The 17,681-nt window shown below is 66.0% G+C and carries 18 protein-coding genes; 10 read left to right on the top strand and 8 right to left on the bottom strand.

The genetic code is table 11. From position 1 onward, the window contains the following. Positions 1-50 precede the first annotated feature (50 nt). The 4 genes from tilS to cysS all read right to left on the bottom strand — a co-directional run bounded on the left by tilS (position 51) and on the right by cysS (position 4,782). Positions 51-1,514, bottom strand: a complete 1,464-nt coding sequence (gene tilS, locus RM96_RS10125) for a tRNA lysidine(34) synthetase TilS (protein WP_193752424.1) — start codon at positions 1,512-1,514, stop codon at positions 51-53. Then, on the bottom strand, positions 1,480-2,451 hold the full coding sequence (locus RM96_RS10120) for an acetyl-CoA carboxylase carboxyltransferase subunit alpha (RefSeq protein WP_039010239.1): 972 nt from the start codon (positions 2,449-2,451) through the stop codon (positions 1,480-1,482). The genes tilS and RM96_RS10120 overlap by 35 nt, the downstream gene beginning before the upstream one ends. 115 nt (positions 2,452-2,566) lie before the next feature. Continuing rightward, complete coding sequence (locus tag RM96_RS10115) at positions 2,567-3,397, bottom strand: DNA-3-methyladenine glycosylase family protein (RefSeq protein WP_039010238.1); 831 nt, start codon at positions 3,395-3,397, stop codon at positions 2,567-2,569. Continuing rightward, entirely contained in the window at positions 3,394-4,782 is a 1,389-nt protein-coding gene (cysS, locus tag RM96_RS10110) for a cysteine--tRNA ligase (RefSeq protein WP_039010237.1), read from the bottom strand. Before cysS ends, RM96_RS10115 begins: the two co-directional genes overlap by 4 nt. A gap of 271 nt (positions 4,783-5,053) precedes the next feature. On the opposite strand from cysS, the gene RM96_RS10105 reads away from it, so the two are divergent. The 4 genes from RM96_RS10105 (at position 5,054) to RM96_RS10090 (ending at position 7,784) form a co-directional block, all read left to right on the top strand. Next, entirely contained in the window at positions 5,054-5,737 is a 684-nt protein-coding gene (locus RM96_RS10105; RefSeq protein WP_039010236.1) for a tetratricopeptide repeat protein, read from the top strand. Positions 5,738-5,803: 66 nt separating this feature from the next. Continuing rightward, entirely contained in the window at positions 5,804-6,388 is a 585-nt protein-coding gene (locus RM96_RS10100) for a peptidylprolyl isomerase (protein ID WP_039010235.1), read from the top strand. A gap of 23 nt (positions 6,389-6,411) precedes the next feature. Beyond that, positions 6,412-6,912 (top strand): peptidylprolyl isomerase, encoded by a 501-nt coding sequence (locus RM96_RS10095; RefSeq protein ID WP_039010234.1) that lies wholly within the window; start codon positions 6,412-6,414, stop codon positions 6,910-6,912. A 71-nt stretch (positions 6,913-6,983) separates the two neighbouring features. Then, on the top strand, positions 6,984-7,784 hold the full coding sequence (locus RM96_RS10090; RefSeq protein ID WP_039010233.1) for a UDP-2,3-diacylglucosamine diphosphatase: 801 nt from the start codon (positions 6,984-6,986) through the stop codon (positions 7,782-7,784). Between the two features lie 25 nt (positions 7,785-7,809). On the opposite strand, the gene cysE is transcribed toward RM96_RS10090, so the two are convergent. Together cysE and RM96_RS10080 are read right to left on the bottom strand one after the other, a co-directional pair. Continuing rightward, on the bottom strand, positions 7,810-8,553 hold the full coding sequence (gene cysE / locus RM96_RS10085; protein ID WP_039010232.1) for a serine O-acetyltransferase: 744 nt from the start codon (positions 8,551-8,553) through the stop codon (positions 7,810-7,812). Positions 8,554-8,849: 296 nt separating this feature from the next. Next, positions 8,850-9,719, bottom strand: coding sequence for an RNA methyltransferase (locus RM96_RS10080; RefSeq protein WP_052279437.1), 870 nt, complete (start codon positions 9,717-9,719; stop codon positions 8,850-8,852). A 179-nt stretch (positions 9,720-9,898) separates the two neighbouring features. Here RM96_RS10080 and RM96_RS10075 point away from each other — a divergent pair, with 179 nt between their 5' ends. The 4 genes from RM96_RS10075 to RM96_RS10060 all read left to right on the top strand — a co-directional run bounded on the left by RM96_RS10075 (position 9,899) and on the right by RM96_RS10060 (position 12,794). Next, positions 9,899-10,720, top strand: coding sequence for an inositol monophosphatase family protein (locus tag RM96_RS10075; RefSeq protein ID WP_039010231.1), 822 nt, complete (start codon positions 9,899-9,901; stop codon positions 10,718-10,720). Between the two features lie 234 nt (positions 10,721-10,954). After that, on the top strand, positions 10,955-11,167 hold the full coding sequence (locus RM96_RS10070; protein ID WP_039010230.1) for a YdcH family protein: 213 nt from the start codon (positions 10,955-10,957) through the stop codon (positions 11,165-11,167). Between the two features lie 13 nt (positions 11,168-11,180). Further along, positions 11,181-12,305 carry a polyphosphate kinase 2 gene (gene ppk2 / locus RM96_RS10065; RefSeq protein ID WP_039010263.1) on the top strand — a complete coding sequence of 375 codons (1,125 nt, stop codon included), beginning with the start codon at positions 11,181-11,183 and terminating at the stop codon, positions 12,303-12,305. 54 nt (positions 12,306-12,359) lie between these two features. Continuing rightward, on the top strand, positions 12,360-12,794 hold the full coding sequence (locus RM96_RS10060) for a universal stress protein (protein WP_039010229.1): 435 nt from the start codon (positions 12,360-12,362) through the stop codon (positions 12,792-12,794). Between the two features lie 78 nt (positions 12,795-12,872). On the opposite strand, the gene RM96_RS10055 is transcribed toward RM96_RS10060, so the two are convergent. Further along, positions 12,873-13,127 carry a hypothetical protein gene (locus tag RM96_RS10055; RefSeq protein ID WP_039010228.1) on the bottom strand — a complete coding sequence of 85 codons (255 nt, stop codon included), beginning with the start codon at positions 13,125-13,127 and terminating at the stop codon, positions 12,873-12,875. A gap of 227 nt (positions 13,128-13,354) precedes the next feature. On the opposite strand from RM96_RS10055, the gene mutS reads away from it, so the two are divergent. After that, a complete protein-coding gene (gene mutS / locus RM96_RS10050; RefSeq protein ID WP_039010227.1) occupies positions 13,355-16,030 on the top strand; it encodes a DNA mismatch repair protein MutS in 2,676 nt (891 codons plus the stop codon). Then, positions 16,027-17,073 carry a hypothetical protein gene (locus RM96_RS10045; protein WP_039010226.1) on the top strand — a complete coding sequence of 349 codons (1,047 nt, stop codon included), beginning with the start codon at positions 16,027-16,029 and terminating at the stop codon, positions 17,071-17,073. Before mutS ends, RM96_RS10045 begins: the two co-directional genes overlap by 4 nt. Positions 17,074-17,139: 66 nt before the next feature. Here RM96_RS10045 and RM96_RS10040 read toward each other — a convergent pair whose 3' ends face one another. Further along, positions 17,140-17,673, bottom strand: a complete 534-nt coding sequence (locus tag RM96_RS10040; RefSeq protein WP_039010225.1) for an FKBP-type peptidyl-prolyl cis-trans isomerase — start codon at positions 17,671-17,673, stop codon at positions 17,140-17,142. Between the last annotated feature and the right edge of the window lie 8 nt (positions 17,674-17,681).

Below are 17,681 nucleotides of genomic sequence, written 5' to 3'. Positions count from 1 at the left end.
GCCAGTCAGGCAAGGCTGGGCCGGGTCTGGCGGGCAACTTCGGTGCGGCGTCAGCGTCGCCCGGACGTTGTCTGGAGAGGAGGAATCGGCATCCACTCGACCCGCCAGCGCGGCGCCGGCGGCGCAGCCGGCCAGCGGCGGTGCATGCCGAGCCCCGCCGCGAGCAGCAGCGAATCGCCCGCCCACAACAAGGGCAAATGGGCGCGCCGCCAGGCCGGTACACCGGCTTCCTGGTAGGCCTGCTTGAGCGCCCTGGCCGGCCCGCCCGGGCGCAGCACGATGCGCTCGCCGCCGGTGCGCACGGCGAGCCGCAGCGGCTGCCGCAGCACCGCCTCCGGCACGCCGAACGTATCGTCCCGCTCGAAGCGCAGTTCGCCTCGCCATGCTCCCACCACGATGCGCGACTCACCCTGCCAGCGAAGCTCGATTGCCGCGGGATGGGCATCCGGGGGCGGCACGCAGGCCAGCACGCGGCCCTGGAAGCGACGAAGCACCAGTCCGTCGTGCAGGATCGCGGGCTCGCCGCCTTCGTGTTCGATCAATTGTGCGCGCATGGCGGCGAGCCGTGCAGTGGATGGCGCCTGCGCGCCGAGGTCGTGCAGCCACAGGCGGAGCACCGCATCGGCATGGGCCGGCGGCAGTGCGCGCAGGCCGGCCAGGTCGAGCTCTGCGCAGGTATCGGCGTCGCGGCCCGGAGAAACCAGCCGGGACAGGTCGGCAGTGGCCAGCTCATCAAGCATTCGCGCCGCCTGCGCGAAATGAGCTGCCGCTTGCGCGATATTGCCCTGCAAGGCAGGAAAGGCTTCCAGCAGCGGAGGAAGGTGAGCCCGCAGCGCATTGCGGGCAAAGCGCGGATCGGCATTGCTGGGGTCTTCGATCCAGCGCAGCGCATGGGCGGCGCAATAGGCGTCGATCTCCTGTCGCCCTGCTGCAAGCCAGGGGCGCAGCAACAGGACGCCGCCCTGCTCATCCAGCGCGCGCATTGCCGGCATTCCCGCCATGCCGGCCACCCCCGTGCCGCGGAACAGCCGTAGCAGCACGGTTTCGACCTGGTCATCGAGGTGATGGGCAAACAGCAGCAGCCCTGCCCCGCTGTCGCGGCACATCGCGCCCAACGCCGCGTAGCGCGCCCTGCGCGCCGCAGCTTCAATGCCTTCGCCGGCGGCGGGTTGCACCGTGGTGCGCCGGACAAAGTAGCCAATCTGCCACTGCGCGCACAAGTCAGCGCAGAATCGATCCCAGTCGTCCGCCTGCGCCTGGAGACCGTGGTGCACATGCAGGGCCACCACGCGTGCAGGCATCCCGGAAGCGGCCACCGCAGCCCGCGTCGCATGCAGCAGCGCGACCGAATCGCGGCCACCCGAAAGCGCCACCGCCACGGCCGCGCCCTGCCCGTGCGGCGCCCCGCCGCCAGAAACAACAAAGGCCGCACCGGCCTGGAGGGCCTGTGCGACCTTGTCGGTCAGGCTGGCGGTCGGATCAGTCCTGGACGCCGGTTTCCTTGAACTTGCCATAGGCGAGCAGGCGTTCGTAGCGACGCGCCTGCAGTTCCTTCACGCTCATGCCCTGGAACTGGCGCAGCGATTCGGCCAGCGACCGCTTGAGCATGGAAGCCATGCCCTTGTAATCGCGATGAGCACCGCCCAGCGGTTCGCTGACGATCTTGTCGATCAGGCCCAGCGCCTTCAGGCGATGTGCCGTCAGGCCAAGTGCTTCGGCAGCCTCGGGAGCCTTCTCGGCAGTCTTCCACAGGATGGAAGCGCAGCCTTCCGGCGAAATCACCGCGTAGGTCGCGAACTGCAGCATCTGCACGACGTCGCCCACGGCAATCGCCAGCGCGCCGCCCGAGCCGCCTTCGCCAATGATGGTGGCGATCAGGGGCACCTTCAGGCCGGCCATCACATACAGGTTGTGGCCGATGGCCTCGGACTGGCCGCGCTCTTCCGCATCGATGCCCGGGAATGCGCCCGGCGTGTCGACGAAGGTGAAGATCGGCAGACCGAACTTGTCGGCCAGTTCCATCAGGCGCTTGGCCTTGCGGTAGCCCTCGGGCTTGGGCATGCCGAAGTTGCGCATCGCGCGCTCCTTCGTATCACGGCCCTTCTGGTGACCGATCACCATGCACGCCTGTCCGTTGAAGCGGGCCAGGCCGCCGACGATGGAAAGATCGTCGGCAAAGGTGCGGTCGCCGTGCAGCTCGTGGAAATCGGTAAAGATTTCACGCACGTAGTCCAGCGTATACGGACGCTGCGGATGGCGGGCGATCTGCGCAACCTGCCACGGGGTCAGGTTGGCATAGATATCTTTGGTCAGCTGCTGGCTCTTGCCGGCCAGCCGCGAAATCTCTTCGGAAATGTCTACAGCCGAATCGTCCTGCACGAATCGCAGTTCTTCGATCTTTGCCTCGAGTTCGGCAATGGGCTGCTCAAAATCCAGGAAGGTGGTTTTCATAAAATCACGCGTACCTGTCTGTGAAGGGGCGCATTCTACCGGAAGTTGGCCGCTATCTTAGCGCCGGGCAGATAGCTTGGACTGCACCTGCAGCGTTTTTTTGTTACGTTAGTGCTTAATACGTCACCGGCAGCGGGTCAAGACTACGCCACATATACCAGGTTGCCACCGTGCGCCAGGGCTCCCAGTTGGCCGCCACCTCGCGCGCTTCACTTCTTGTGACCGGCTCACCGCTGAAATAGTTGGTCGAGATCGCGTTGATCAGCCCGACATCATCCAGCGGCAGCACGTTCGGCCGCATCAGATTGAACATCAGGAACATCTCCGCCGTCCAGCGCCCGATGCCGCGAATCTGCGTAAGCTCGGCGATGACCGCTTCGTCGTCCATCTCCGTCCATTCATTGACGTGGACGCGTCCGGCCTTGAAATGATCCGCCAGGTCGATGATGTATTCAGCCTTGCGGCGTGACAAGCCACAATTTGCGAGCTTCTCCGGTCCCGCCTTGAGGAACTGCGCAGGGGTGATCTTCGGGCAGGCATCCACCAGCCGCTCCCACACGGATTGCGCCGCCTTGACGGAGATCTGCTGGCCAACCACGGAGCGGGCAAGCGTGATGAACGGATCGCCGCGCGAAACCAGATGCGCCGGACCGTAGGTCGGGATCATCTTGCGCAGGATGCGATCACGCTTCATCAGGTCGGCGCATGCCTCGTCCCAGTAGGCCGGCCGTACCGCGTCGATGACGGTTTCGACCGGCAGCGGAATGGCGTCGGCCTCGGGCAGCGAGACTTTGGGTGCCCTCGCATTCAGCTTGGCGGGCGCGGCCGCTTTCCCGTCCGCTCTGGCTACGCCCTTCACGGGCGCTTTGCCGGCACGCCCGCCGGAAGCCTTGGCCGTCTTGGCCGCAGCGGCGGAAGTCGCGGGCTTGCGCGCGGCAGCGTTCAAGCACGCCTCCACTCGGTAGCGCCGCCCGGCTTGTCCTCGAGCACGATTCCGCCCGCCAGCAGCTCCGCGCGGATGCGATCGGCTTCAGCGAAGTTGCGCTCGGCCTTGGCGGCCTTGCGGGCGGCGATCATGGCTTCGATCTGCTCCGGCGTGATGCCGTCGGCGCCGTGACCGCCTTGCAGGAAGGTATGCGGATCGCGTTCCAGCAGGCCCAGCGTGCCGGCCAGACCCTTGAGCTGGCGCGCGGCAGCGGAAGACCCGGTGCGGTTGATCTCGCTGGCCAGGTCGAACAGGACCGACATGGCGATCGGCGTGTTGAAGTCATCGCACATGGCCTCGGCAAAACGCTTTGCATGCGCTTCTTCCCAGTCGACGGCATAGCCGCCCGGCTGGGTGTCCTTGAGTGCCGTATAGAGCCGCGTCAGCGCGTGGCGAGCATCATCGAGATGGGCGTCGCTATAGTTGAGCGGGCTCCGATAGTGCGCGCGCAGGATGAAGAAGCGCACCACTTCCGGGTCGTACGCCTTCAGCACCTCACGGATGGTGAAGAAGTTGCCGAGCGATTTCGACATCTTCTCGTCATTGATCCGCACGAAGCCGTTGTGCATCCAGACGTTGACGAACGGCTTGCCGCTGGCGCCTTCCGACTGGGCGATCTCGTTCTCGTGGTGCGGGAACTGCAGGTCCGCGCCGCCGCCATGGATGTCGAAATGCTCGCCCAGCAGCGCGCAGCTCATGGCCGAGCACTCGATATGCCAGCCCGGGCGGCCAGTGCCCCACTTCGAATTCCACTTGCTCTCGGGCGGCTCGCTTTCCTTGGCGGACTTCCACAGCACGAAGTCGAGCGGATCCTGCTTGGCATCGTTGGCCGTCACGCGCTCGCCCGCGCGCAGGTCTTCCAGCGACTTGCCGGAAAGCTTGCCGTAGCCGGGGAACTTGCGCACGGAGTAGTTCACGTCGCCGTCGGTCGCCTGATAGGCCAGGCCCCTGGCTTCCAGCTTGCCGATGATGTCGAGCATCTGCGGCACGTAGTCGGTGGCGCGCGGCTCGTAATCCGGGCGGACGATGCCGAGCGCGTCGGCATCTTCGTGCATGTACTGGATGAAGCGCGTGGTCAGCTGGCCGATGGTCTCGCCATTTTCTGCCGCGCGGCGGATGATCTTGTCATCGATGTCCGTGATGTTCTGCACATACGTCACCTCGTAACCGGCCGCTCGCAGCCAGCGATGCACCATGTCGAACACCACCATCACGCGCGCGTGGCCGACGTGGCAGTAGTCGTACACGGTCATGCCGCACACATACATGCGGACCTTGCCGGGTTCGATTGGCACGAATGGCTGCTTTTCACGCGCGAGCGTGTTGTAGATGTTCAGAAGCTGCATGAAGCGAAGTGAGTGATGTGAGGGGACTGCCGGGTGCACAGCAAGCGTCGACAGGCGCAGCCATCGGCGCAACTGCCCCGGCCGATTACAGCACCGTCAGGGGCGGGAGCGCTTGCGCCTGCGCAAACGCCGCCGCGCCCCATATCTTACCGGAAGCGCCCTCCCGGTTCCCGCCGCGTAGCGAGGTCCAGGCGGAACCGCCCGCGGGCCGGCGTCGTGCGCACCGCGCCGCTTTGCTAGAATGCCGCGGAGTATAACGGACCCTCCTTAAATGAGCCTGCTCCTGCCCACCCAGACTTTCGCCTCCGCCCGCCGGCACGGGCAGTACGCCATGGCCGCGCTGGCGATCGCAGCCGCGCTGGGCGGCAACGCCCACGCACAGAATGGCCCGCTCTCGCTGGCGGCACCCACCGTGCCGGCAGGCGGCGCGCGGTCGGCCGATCCCGGCATGACCAAGGCGGAACGGGCCGCAAACGACAAGCGCTATGACGAAGCCATCCAGGGCTTCGACCGCGTGCTGGCCGCCAACCCGCGCAATGCCCAGGCCCGCTTCGAACGCGCCTGGGCCATGGCACAGGCCGGCCGCGAGGACGATGCCATCCGCGCCCTCTCCGAAATGGCACAGGACTTCCCGGAACTGCCGGAGCCGCACAACAACCTGGCACTGCTGTATGCCAAGCGCGGCGACCTGAAGCGGGCCGAGGCCGAACTGCTGCTGGCCACAGAAGTCAAACCCGGCTTTGCCATTGGCTACACCAACCTGGGCGATGTCTACCGCCGCATGGCGGAACAGGCATATGCCGAGGCGCTGCGCCGCAACCCGGGCGATACCCGCGCCAGCAGCGCCCTGCGCCAGTTGCGGCCCGCCGCCGCGGCGACCCCGGCACCCGCCGGCGGCCGCGGCACGTCGCCAGCCAACCGATCGGCACCCGCGAGCGCACCCGCCGCCGACTGATCGGCACCATTGTCGCCGGGCCGCCAACGCGGCCCGTCTCTCAATCCAGATTACCGGAGTCCAGTCATGATTCGTTCCCGTCGCATCGTCCTTGCCGGCCTGATGACCGGTGCGCTTGCGCTTTCTTCCTTTGCAGCCCAGGCGCAAGCGCAAAAGGCCGAGCGGGTGCAGTTCGCCACCAGCGCAGGCAAGTTCACCGTCGAGGTCTACCCCGACGCGGCGCCCAAGACGGTTGCCAACTTCATGGAATATGTGAAGAGCGGGTTCTACAGCGGCACCATCTTCCACCGCGTGATCAATGGCTTCATGGTGCAGGGCGGCGGTTTCGACCGCGACATGAAGCAGAAGCCCACGCGCGCGCCGATTCCGCTGGAAGCGCAGAACGGCCTGAAGAACAAGGCCGGCACCGTCGCCATGGCGCGGACCAATGACCCGAACTCGGCCACGGCTCAGTTCTTCGTCAATGTGGTAGATAATCCCAATCTCGACTACCCGCAGCCGGACGGCAACGGCTACGCAGTCTTTGGCAAGGTGGTGGAAGGCATGGATACGATCGACAAGATCAAGGCCACGCCAACCACGGCCTATGGCCCGATGCACAATGTGCCGGCCGTGCCGATCGTGATCGAGTCGGCCACCGTCGTGAAATAACATTACCGAACAGAGGAATTCCCATGTCCAAGGTCCAGCTCCATACCAACCAGGGTGTCATCACCATTGAACTCGACGCCGAAAAGGCCCCGAAGACGGTCGAGAACTTCCTGTCGTACGTCCGCAAGGGCCACTACGACAACACCATCTTCCACCGCGTGATCAAGAACTTCATGGTCCAGGGCGGCGGCTTCGAGCCCGGCATGAAGCAAAAAGGCACCGATGCGCCGATCGAGAACGAAGCCGGCAACGGCCTGAAGAACGACCGCTACACCGTGGCCATGGCACGCACCAACGCGCCGCACTCGGCCACCGCGCAGTTCTTCATCAATGTGGTCGACAACGACTTCCTGAACTTTTCTTCGCCGACTCCGCAAGGCTTCGGCTACGCCGTGTTCGGCAAGGTGGTCGAAGGCACGGATGTGGTTGACCAGATCAAGGGCGTGCGCACCGGCAGCTCGGGCTTCCACCAGGACGTGCCGCTGGAAGACGTGGTAATCGAAAAGGCCGTGGTGGTCGAGTAAGCATCGCCTATGCCTTCCGATTGCGGTTCCGTGCGCGCCTCTCTGCCGGCAATGCCCTTCCGACTCCGCGCATGACCGCAATCTCCCGCACGCCGGTGGCAGGTCCTCTCGAGGTACCGGCGCCGGCGTGGTTCATTTCCGACCTGCACCTGACGCCGGGCATGCCACGTACGCTGGCAGCCTTCGAGCGCGTGCTGGAGCGTGCCGCGCAAGATGCGCGCGCATTGTTCATCCTCGGCGACTTCTTCGAATTCTGGGTGGGCGACGAGGAAACCGACTCGCCGTTCGCCCGGCAGATCGCCGGCGCGCTGCGCGCGCTGGCCGGACGCGGCGTCCCGGTCTACCTGATGCACGGCAACCGTGACTTCCTGCTGGGCCGGCGATTTGCCGCTGCCGCGGGCGCGACGCTGCTGCCCGATCCCACCGTCATCCTCTGCGCCGGCCATCGCGTGGTGCTCAGCCACGGCGACATGCTGTGCCTGGATGACGAACGCTACAACCGCTTCCGGCGCTGGACCCGCAAGCGTTGGGTGCAGCGCCTGTTCCTGGCGCTGCCGTTGTCTGCCCGCTTGTCAGTGGCCCGAAGGCTGCGCGCCGACAGCGAGGCGGGCCGTGCGCGTCAGCTGCGCGAAGGCCAGGGCGCACAACTGCCCTTCTATGGCGATGTCACGCCCTCCGCGGTAGCCGGGCTGATGCAAGCCGGCAACGCCTCCCTGCTGGTCCATGGCCATACGCACCGGCCGGCACGGCACGAGGAAGCCTCGGGCGTGCGCTGGGTGCTGACCGACTGGGACCTGGACGGCAGCCATCCCCGTGCCGCCGCATTGCAGCTGGACGAGAGCGGCTTCCGGGTACTGTCCCAGACCGAGTGAACCGGGCGCTCGGCGCCCGGCCCTCTTACTTCATCAGCTTGCGCAATTCGCTCGCGTCGAAGCGGTCGTTCGGCGTGTTCTCGAGATGCTCGCCCAGCCGGTCGAGCGCGGCCAGCACGGCCTCGATGCGGTCATGCTGCTGGGCGGCATTGTCGATCAGGCTCTTGAGTGCGAGCGACACCGGGTCGTCGGCGTTGGGCGTGATGCCGTAGGCCGAGAACTCCTGCTTGGCGCCCTGCTGCGTCGCGGGCGCATCGGGCAGGATGATGCGCGCCGGAATGCCGACCGCAGTCGCGCCCGGCGGCACCGGCTTGAGCACCACCGCATTCGAGCCCACGCGCGCGCCGTCGCCGACCACGAACCCGCCCAGCACCTTGGCGCCAGCGCTGACCACCACGCTGGCACCCAGCGTGGGATGCCGCTTCTGCCCCTTGTAGAGCGACGTGCCACCCAGCGTCACGCCCTGGTAGATCGTGCAGTCGTCGCCGATTTCGGCCGTTTCGCCAATCACCACGCCCATGCCGTGGTCGATGAACACGCGCCGCCCGAGCTTGACCGCGGGATGGATTTCGATGCCGGTCAGGAAGCGCGACCAGTGCGAGATCCAGCGCCCGAGCCAGTGGAAGCCGGCATTCCAGCAGCCGTGTGCGAATCGATGGAACACCACGGCATGCAGGCCGGGATAGCAGGTGAGGACTTCGAGCCGGCTGCGCGCGGCGGGGTCGCGCAGCATGATGGTGTCGATATCTTCCTTCAGGCGAGAGAACATCTTGGTCGTGTCGTGTTGCCGCGCCGTGCGCCGGGCAACACGGGTCAGCCGTGTGCGCGGTCGCCGGCGAGGTCATTGGCCGGTGGGAACGGGATCAGGGAGTGTAAGAGATTTGCTGCCCCGATGCCGTCAGGGTCATTCGCTGCGACGCGGGTTCAACATCGCTCGCAGGCATGCACCAGGCCGGTCGACGACCGTTGCGCACCGGCGTACGGCACGGCACGCTCCATGAGCCGGCGAGCAGCACCGTTGCTGGTGCCATCGCGCATGGAATAGGCCGGATTTTCCGCCACCTGTCAGTGCTCCTGTTGCGAGGCCGGTGCATCCGGCCCTTGATCGTGTTGTACTGCTGCCTTGTCGCGCACGGCGAGCAGCATGTGCCGGGCGACGCCGCGCAGGATGTTCACCTCTTCCCGCTCCAGCCCGCTGCGGGCAAACATGCGCCGCAGGCGCGGCATCAGTTTGCGGGGGTTCTCCGGATCGAGAAAGCCGATGGCCTCCAGCGCAGCCTGCAGGTGGCCGAACATCGCCTCGATCTGCTCGGCCGTGGCCGGCTCACCAGCATAGCCGATATTGCCGCCGCCGTCCGACGGGCCAGCGCCCGCCTCCAGCAAGGCGAGCCGGGTCTCGTATGCGATCAACTGGACGGCCTGTGCCAGGTTGAGCGAGGCATAGGCCGGATTGGCGGGGATATGGGTAACGGCCTGGCAACGCTCGACCGCCTCGTTGGGCAGGCCGTAGCGCTCGTTGCCGAAGACGAAGGCGATGTCGCCATCGGCCGTGCTGGCCAGCGTCGCCAGCCCGCGCGCCGCAGCATCGCGCGGCAAAAGCCGTGGCGGCCCGAGTTCGCGCTGCCGCGCCGTCATGGCGACGGTAAAGGCGGCGCCGGCCAGCGCGGTCTCGATGTCGCCGACGATGCGCGCTGCCGCCAGCACGTCATCGGCCCCGCTGGCCATGGCAATGGCGTCGGGATGCTCGCGCACGGCGGCCTCCCGTGGCGAAACCAGCACTAGGCTGCCGAAGCCCATGGTCTTGATCGCCCGCGCCACCGAGCCGACATTGCCGGGATGGCTGGTTTCGACCAGCACAAAGCGCACGCGGGCGAACATATCGTGCGGGGCAGCGGCCGCCGTGGCGGCCTGGCTCGTGTCAGTTGCCGGGTTCATATACAATTCGGGGTTCATCTTTGGCGCGGCGCCACGAATTCGCATGCCTGCGAGCCTTTCGCAGCACTTATGGCGACGCCCGACGTTCTTCTACAATCCGTTGTGTTGTCAGCTGCCCGGGACCGGCGCGCGATAGCTTCGCGCCCTGCCGTTTCGTCCTGGCCGGCCTGGAGAGATTCATGCATCCGATGCTCAATATCGCCGTCAAGGCGGCCCGCAAGGCGGGATCCATCATCAACCGCGCGTCGCTCGACGTCGATCTGGTGCGCGTCTCGCGCAAACAACACAACGATTTCGTGACCGAAGTCGATCGTGCTGCCGAAGCCGCGATCATCGAGGTCATCCGCACTGCCTACCCCGAACACGCCATTCTAGCGGAAGAGTCCGGCCAGTCCTGGGCGGAAGGCGAAGACAGCCACGAATACACCTGGGTCATCGACCCGCTCGACGGCACCACCAACTTCATCCACGGCTTTCCGCAGTACGCGGTCTCCATCGCCCAGCTGCACCGCGGCACGCCGGTGCAGGCCGTGGTCTACGACCCCACCCGCGACGAACTCTTCACCGCCAGCAAGGGTGCGGGCGCCTTCCTGAACAACCGACGCATCCGCGTGACCCGCCGCGACAAGCTGGCCGACTGCCTGATCGGCACCGGCTTCCCCTTCCGTGACCTGGAAGGCATGGACGAATACCTGGAAATGTTCGCGCTGATGACGCGCAGCTGCGCCGGCCTGCGCCGCCCGGGCGCCGCCGCCCTCGATCTGGCCTATGTCGCCTGCGGCCGCCTGGACGGCTTCTTCGAGCGCGGCCTGAAGCCGTGGGACATGGCAGCCGGCATGCTCCTGATCACCGAGTCCGGCGGCCTGGTCGGCAACTACGCCGGCGAAGCCCGCCAGATGGAGCAAGGCGAAGTCCTGGCCGGCAATCCCAAGGCCTTTGCGCAGATGGTTCGCCTGCTGGCGCCCTACTCGCTGGACAACGTCAAGCCCGCAGCGGCATAAGCGGCTGACGGCGCAGGAGAGCCTGCAGCCCCCCAGAAGCGCCCGCCGCCCCCGGCGGGCGTTCTTGTTTGTGCCGACGGCCTTCGGCCGCCAAGCGGTGATTACCGGCGCAACAGTTGATTTCCGGCCTTCCGCGGCCATGATCCACATCAAGGCCGCCGCCGCCCGGCCTCCTCAGAATGAATGCATGCGCTGCCCGAGCAGGCGCACGGATTCCAACCTGAGGAGAGCCATATGTTTCCCGAATACCGCGACAAGATCTCCACGCTCAAGACGCAGGACGCCCACTTCTCCCGGCTGTTCAATCGCCATAACGAACTCGACCAGGAAATCCGCAACATGGAGGCGGGCATCCTGCCAGGCACAAGTACCGAGATCGAACGCCTGAAGAAGGAAAAGCTGCAGCTGAAGGACCAGCTCTACAGCATCCTGCGCAAGGCCGCCTGACATGGGTGCAGGCATGAGCGAACAAGACCCGTCCAGAACTCCCGGCCACACCAGCCCCCACCTTGCCCACAACGTGCGCGCCGCCGGCAAGGGCGACGTACTCCCGACCAACACCGCACGTTCCGCCGAAATCAACGAGGTAAACGGCGCCATCGATTCCGCCGTGCAGCTGGCCGCGAACAGCATGCAGGACATCCTCGCGAACCAGGCCGCGCAGGGGGCCGACAGCGTCATGGACGCGATCCGGACACTGATGGACGGCCTATCGCCTGACGAGACCTCGCAGCTGCGCAGCCTGATCCTGGAAGGCAATCCCTCTACGTGGCAGCCCGGCAGGAAACTCCATGCCGACGACGAGCTTTCGCCGGCATGGCGGGAAGGCGCGTATCCGTACAAGAACCTGATGTCCCGCCGCAGCTATGAAAAGCAGAAGTACCGGCTCCAGGTCGAGCTGCTGAAGCTGCAGGCGTGGGTGCGCGATACCGGCCAGCGCGTCGTCATCCTGTTCGAAGGCCGCGACGCAGCCGGCAAAGGCGGCACCATCAAACGGTTCATGGAGCATATGAACCCGCGTGGCGCGCGCGTGGTGGCGCTGGAGAAGCCCACCGAATCGGAGCGCGGACAATGGTACTTCCAGCGCTATATCCAGCATTTGCCGTCGGCCGGCGAGATCGTACTGTTCGACCGCTCCTGGTACAACCGTGCAGGTGTCGAGCATGTCATGGGATTCTGCACGCTGCAGGAGTACCAGGACTTCCTGCAGCAGGCAGCCGAGTTCGAGCGCCACCTGGTTCGCAGTGGCATCCACTTGTTCAAGTTCTGGTTCTCGGTCAGCCAGAAAGAGCAACGCCGCCGCTTCAAGGAGCGCGAAATCCATCCGCTCAAGCAATGGAAGCTGAGCCCGGTGGATATCGCCTCTCTCGACAAGTGGGACGCCTATACCCGCGCCAAGGAAGCCATGTTCGCGCATACGGACACGGCCGACGCGCCGTGGGCCGTCATCCGCTCCGATTGCAAGAAGCGCGCTCGGCTCAACGCCCTGCGCTACATCCTGGCGCGCTTCCCGTATGCCAATCGCGATACCGCCGCGATCGGCCAGCCCGATTCGCTGATCGTCGGCCGCGCACTTGCCAACTGACTGCGCTGGCCAACTCCCCGATTCCGTTTCCCTCCCGCTCCCAAAAGGAAATTCATGTTCAAGCACATCCTGCTCCCCGTCGATGGATCCGAGCTTTCGCATAAGGCCGTCTCGGCTGCCATCCAGTTCGCGCGCACCAGCGGCGCCAGGCTGACCCCGTATATGTGCGTGGAGGAGTACCCCTATGTGATGACCAGTGACACCACACACGAAAAGAAGGCCGTATTCCAGCAACGCGTGGAGGCCGGTGCGCGGCAGGAGCTGGCGAAGGTCGAAGCCGCCGCTGCCCTGGCCGGCGTACCCTGCAGCGCCCACGTCTCACCGGCTGCGACCCCTTATCGCGGCATCATCAACGCGGCCAGGGAGCTGGACTGCGACGTCATCTTCATGGCGTCGCACGGCCGCAGCGGTATCAGCGGACTGCTGCTGGGCAGCGAAACGCAAAAGGTACTGACGCACAGCGATATTCCGGTGCTGGTGTTCCGCTGAAGCAACGATCTCCGGATCTGTGCGACCGGGCTGGCGCGAACGGCCGGAGCCAAGCCGGCCTTGCGCCTGATATCGCGCTCAACTGAAGCGGTCATGCATGATCGTCGCACTGAGTTCGCGGCGCTTCCAGTACATGTGATCGATGCGCCCCTGAAGCTTGCGCAGGATCTCCGGACCAATTGTATTGAATGTCAACTCGACGGCCGGCCGCGTCCCGTCGCCCGGCAAATGCTCGATCGCATCGAATTCAGGCAACCCGTACTTGACCAGGAACGCCCTGATCTCCTCGTCGGAGGTGCCGGGTTCTATGTTCGTCAAGAGTAAGCGGGACATATTGATCTCCCTCTGTCCGTTGCGCCCGAATCGCATGCCGAAGAGCACGCTACGACCAATATAGGCCGAGCGGGCGCACTCGCCCCCGCGATTCCTGTGAAGTGCGCCAGACAAAGGCGCCGGCACGCACGTCCGGCGCCTGCCCACGAGGCCGGCTGGGGTAACATATCGCCCCTGTAGATACGGCAATCGGAACCTCGCCAGCCCGGCGGGACAGCCGCAGGAGAATGGCATTGCAGGACGAAAGCGTAGCGGAACAACAGAACAAGAAGGCATCTGCCGACCGTCATACGCCAATGATGGCGCAGTACCTGCGCATCAAGGCCGATCATCCGGACACGCTGCTCTTCTACCGGATGGGGGATTTCTACGAACTCTTCCACGATGACGCCGAGAAAGCTGCGCGGCTGCTCGACATCACGCTGACGTCGCGCGGCAGCTCCAACGGGGTGCCCATCCGCATGGCGGGCATCCCGTTCCACTCGGCAGATTCGTATCTCGGACGCCTCGTCAAGCTCGGCGAATCGGTGGCGATCTGCGAGCAGATCGGCGACCCCGCCACCAGCAAGGGCCCGGTCGAGCGCAAGGTGGTGCGGATCGTCACCCCCGGCACGCTGACCGACGCCGCGCTGCTGCCGGACAAGGCCGACACTTTCCTGATGGCCGTCCACCAGCAGACCACACGGCGCGGCATCAGCAAGACCGGGCTGGCCTGGCTGAACCTGGCCAGCGGCGAGCTGCGCCTGATGGAGTGCGAAGTCGCGCAACTGGGGCGCGAACTCGAACGCATTCGCCCGGCCGAATTGCTGTACGCGGATGGCATCGAACTGCCGGCGCTGGCGTGCGCGCGCACCCGACTGCCCGAGTGGCACTTCGACCAGGATGCCGGCACGCGCCGCGTGCGCGAACAGCTTGGCGTTGCCAGCCTCGATCCGTTCGGATGCGCGGGCCTCGGTGCCGCACTGGGCGCGGCGGGCGCGCTGCTGAACTACGCAGCGACCACGCAGGGCCAGTCGCTACGCCATGTCCAGGACATCAAGGTCGAACGCGAGTCGGAATTTGTCGGGCTGGATTCGGCCACGCGCCGCAACCTGGAGCTGACGGAGACGCTGCGCGGCGGCGAATCCCCCACCCTGTTCTCCCTGCTCGACACCTGCGCCACGACCATGGGCAGCCGCGCGCTGCGCCACTGGCTGCATCACCCGCTGCGCGATCCGGCGCTGCCCCAGGCACGCCAGCAGGCCATCGGCGTCCTGATTGACCAGGGCAGCGACGATTTACGGTCGGCGCTGCGCCGGCTCGCCGACGTGGAACGCATCACCTCGCGCCTCGCGCTGCTGAACGCGCGCCCGCGCGACCTGTCCTCGCTGCGCGACACCTTGCGGGAGCTGCCGGATGTGCAGGCCTGCATTCGCGGCGACCAGGGCTCGGAACTACTCGCCCGCACGCTCGCCGAAATGGCCATTCCGCAGGACTGCCTGGATCTGCTGGTCCGCGCCGTGACCGAGGAACCCGCCACCGTGATCCGCGATGGCGGCGTAATCGCCCGCGGCTACGACGCAGAACTGGATGAACTGCGCGATATTTCCGAGAACTGCGGCCAGTTCCTGATTGACCTGGAAACGCGCGAGCGCGCCCGCACCGGCATTGCCAACCTGCGCGTCGAGTACAACCGCGTGCACGGCTTCTATATCGAAGTCACCAACGGGCAGGCCGACAAGGTGCCCGACGACTATCGCCGCCGCCAGACGCTGAAGAACGCCGAGCGCTACATCACGCCCGAGCTGAAGGCCTTCGAAGACAAGGCGCTGTCCGCGCAGGACCGCGCGCTGGCCCGCGAAAAGCAGCTCTACGACAGCGTGCTGCAGGCACTGCTGCCGCATATCGGTGACCTGCAGCGTGTGGCCGGCGCGCTGGCGCGCCTGGATGTGCTCGCCGCCCTGGCCGAACGCGCCCAGACGCTGGACTGGTCATGCCCGGAACGCGTGACCGAGAACGTGATCGACATCGTGCAAGGCCGCCACCCGGTGGTGGAAGGCCAGCTCGCAGCAGAGTCCGTGCCTTTCATCGCCAATGACTGCCAGCTCAACGAAGCCCGCAAGCTGCTGCTGATCACCGGCCCGAACATGGGCGGTAAATCAACCTTCATGCGCCAGACCGCGCTGATCGTGCTGCTGGCCTGCGTGGGCGCCTATGTGCCGGCGCGGCGCGCGGTGATCGGGCCGGTCGACCGCATCTTCACCCGCATCGGCGCCGCCGATGACCTCGCAGGCGGGCGCTCGACCTTCATGGTCGAGATGACCGAAGCCGCCGGCATCCTCCATCACGCCACGCCGGCGAGCCTGGTGCTGATGGACGAGATCGGCCGCGGCACCTCCACCTTCGACGGGCTGGCGCTGGCGTGGGCCATCGCTCGCCACCTGCTCGCGCATAACCGCAGCCACACGCTGTTTGCCACGCACTATTTCGAGCTGACGCAGCTGCCGCAGGAATTCCCGCAGGCGGCCAATGTGCACCTGTCGGCCGTCGAACACGGCGACGGCATCGTGTTCCTGCATGCGGTACAGGACGGGCCAGCCAGCCAGAGCTACGGCCTGCAGGTGGCACAGCTGGCTGGCGTGCCGCAGCCGGTGATCCGTGCCGCGCGCAAGCACCTGGCCTGGCTCGAGCAGCAATCGGCCGATGCCACGCCGACGCCACAACTCGACCTGTTCGCCGCTCCGGCCACGCACCCCGACAGCGAAGACGACGAGGCAGGGACTGCCGTTGCACCGTCGCCGGAGCAAGCCGCAGTGTTCGACGCGCTCTCCGGCCTCGACCCCGACAGCCTCACGCCTCGCGATGCACTGGATGCGCTCTATCGCCTCAAGGCGCTGGCGAGCGAGGCAGCCGACGCGGCATGAGCCAACTGGCCCGCGCCTGCCACGGCAGGCGTATCGCGCTGGCCCTGCTGCTGCCCTTGCTGGCGGCAGCCGCCGTCGCGGGCGCGGCACCGCGCGGCGGCAAGCCGCAGGCCACGCCGAAGCCCGAGATCATCCGCGTCGCACTCATTGCCGACATCCCGCAATGGCCGGCTGCCGAAGACAACCTGACCGCGCTGCTCGATGATCTTGCCGAGCAACGGCTGAACCTGGTCGTCCATGCCGGGGGCATCAAAGGCGATACGGAGTCGTGCAGCGATGCGGTACTGGCCTCGCGCCTGCGCGTGCTCGAACAGTCGCCGCTGCCACTGGTTTACGTGCCCGGCGAAACGGACTGGGCCGAATGCCAGCAGCCGACCAACGGGAAGTTCGATGCGGTGGAACGGCTCAACCGGCTGCGCGAACTGTTCTTTCCCGAAGACGCCACGCTGGGCCGGCGCCAGCAGGCAGTGGTGCGGCAGTCCGACCAGGCCATGTTCCGCAGCTTTCGCGAGAACGTCCGTATCGGTCTTGGCAACGTATTGCTGGTCGGCCTGAACCTGCCTGGCGACAACAATCACTACCGCAGCGAAGGCGGCCGCAACGGGGAATTTGAAGACCGCCGGGAGGCCAATCGCCAATGGCTCGCGCGCGCCTTCTCGGTGGCGAAACAGCGCGAGATGGCCGGCATCGTGATCGTCGCGCACGGTGACCCGCAGTTCGGCAACGGCTGGGAGAAACGTGGCAAGCCGACACTGCTGGATGGCTTCATGGGACGCCGCCAGCGCGACGGCTTCCTGGAGTTCAAGCGACAGCTGCGCGAGCTTGTCGGGAAATTCCGCGGGCAGGTCCTGCTGGTGCACACCGGCCTCAGCGGCTACGGCACCGACAAGCCGCTGCGCGATGCGGCGGGGAAGACGCTGCCGAATTTCTCGCGTGTCTCGTTGCCGGCAGGATCGGTCGCGCAATGGACCGAGCTGATCATTACGCCCGGGTCGGCATCCCCATTCAAGCTCGTGCTGAAGGACGGGCCCGCGGGTCACTGAGCGGCCAGCCCGGGGCAAACAAAAAGCCGGCAATGCCGGCTTTTTGTTTGCGATGCTGAGGCGCGCTCAATGCAGCGTGCGGCTACCGCCCTCGTCGTCGTCCTCGTCCTCGTCGGCGATTTCGACACCGGAGGCGCCATGCGCGTGGCCATGCTCGACCTCATCGGCCGTAGCTTCGCGCACTTCCGAGACCTTCAGCCAGAAGCGCAGCGCCATGCCGGCCAACGGATGGTTTCCGTCCAGCACGACCTTGTCTTCGGCGACATCGGTCACGGTGTAGATAATGGAGTCTTCCTCGTCGCCGTCTTCGGGCATGCCCTCGAACTGCATGCCCACTTCGAGCGGCTCGGGGAAGCGGTTGCGCGGCTCCACCTTTACGAGGTCCGCGTCGTAGTCACCGAACGCGTCTTCGGGCTCCAGTTGCAGCTGGGTCTCGAAGCCCGCGTCGTGGCCGTCCAGCGCTTCCTCGATCTTGGGGAACGTGCCATCATAGCCGCCGTGCAAATAGACCATGGGCTCATCTGACTCCTCAATCAGATTGCCCTGCGCGTCCGACAGCTTGTACACCACGGACACCACCGTGTTCTTAGCGATTTTCAATTCTTGAC

The sequence above is a fragment of the Cupriavidus sp. IDO genome (genome assembly GCF_000812465.1).
Lineage (GTDB): Bacteria > Pseudomonadota > Gammaproteobacteria > Burkholderiales > Burkholderiaceae > Cupriavidus.
This window is presented reverse-complemented; position numbering and strand designations above follow the sequence as displayed.

Coding starts and splice junctions, on each gene's coding strand:
- RM96_RS10075 (WP_039010231.1), top strand. CDS start 9,899: ATGCATCCGATGCTCAATATCGCCGTCAAGGCGGCCCGCAAGGCGGGA.
- RM96_RS10060 (WP_039010229.1), top strand. CDS start 12,360: ATGTTCAAGCACATCCTGCTCCCCGTCGATGGATCCGAGCTTTCGCAT.
- mutS (WP_039010227.1), top strand. CDS start 13,355: ATGGCATTGCAGGACGAAAGCGTAGCGGAACAACAGAACAAGAAGGCA.
- RM96_RS10095 (WP_039010234.1), top strand. CDS start 6,412: ATGTCCAAGGTCCAGCTCCATACCAACCAGGGTGTCATCACCATTGAA.
- RM96_RS10120 (WP_039010239.1), bottom strand. CDS start 2,451: ATGAAAACCACCTTCCTGGATTTTGAGCAGCCCATTGCCGAACTCGAG.
- RM96_RS10100 (WP_039010235.1), top strand. CDS start 5,804: ATGATTCGTTCCCGTCGCATCGTCCTTGCCGGCCTGATGACCGGTGCG.
- ppk2 (WP_039010263.1), top strand. CDS start 11,181: ATGAGCGAACAAGACCCGTCCAGAACTCCCGGCCACACCAGCCCCCAC.
- RM96_RS10045 (WP_039010226.1), top strand. CDS start 16,027: ATGAGCCAACTGGCCCGCGCCTGCCACGGCAGGCGTATCGCGCTGGCC.
- RM96_RS10080 (WP_052279437.1), bottom strand. CDS start 9,719: ATGAACCCGGCAACTGACACGAGCCAGGCCGCCACGGCGGCCGCTGCC.
- RM96_RS10105 (WP_039010236.1), top strand. CDS start 5,054: ATGAGCCTGCTCCTGCCCACCCAGACTTTCGCCTCCGCCCGCCGGCAC.
- RM96_RS10070 (WP_039010230.1), top strand. CDS start 10,955: ATGTTTCCCGAATACCGCGACAAGATCTCCACGCTCAAGACGCAGGAC.
- cysS (WP_039010237.1), bottom strand. CDS start 4,782: ATGCAGCTTCTGAACATCTACAACACGCTCGCGCGTGAAAAGCAGCCA.
- tilS (WP_193752424.1), bottom strand. CDS start 1,514: ATGGCAAGTTCAAGGAAACCGGCGTCCAGGACTGATCCGACCGCCAGC.
- RM96_RS10055 (WP_039010228.1), bottom strand. CDS start 13,127: ATGTCCCGCTTACTCTTGACGAACATAGAACCCGGCACCTCCGACGAG.
- cysE (WP_039010232.1), bottom strand. CDS start 8,553: ATGTTCTCTCGCCTGAAGGAAGATATCGACACCATCATGCTGCGCGAC.
- RM96_RS10090 (WP_039010233.1), top strand. CDS start 6,984: ATGACCGCAATCTCCCGCACGCCGGTGGCAGGTCCTCTCGAGGTACCG.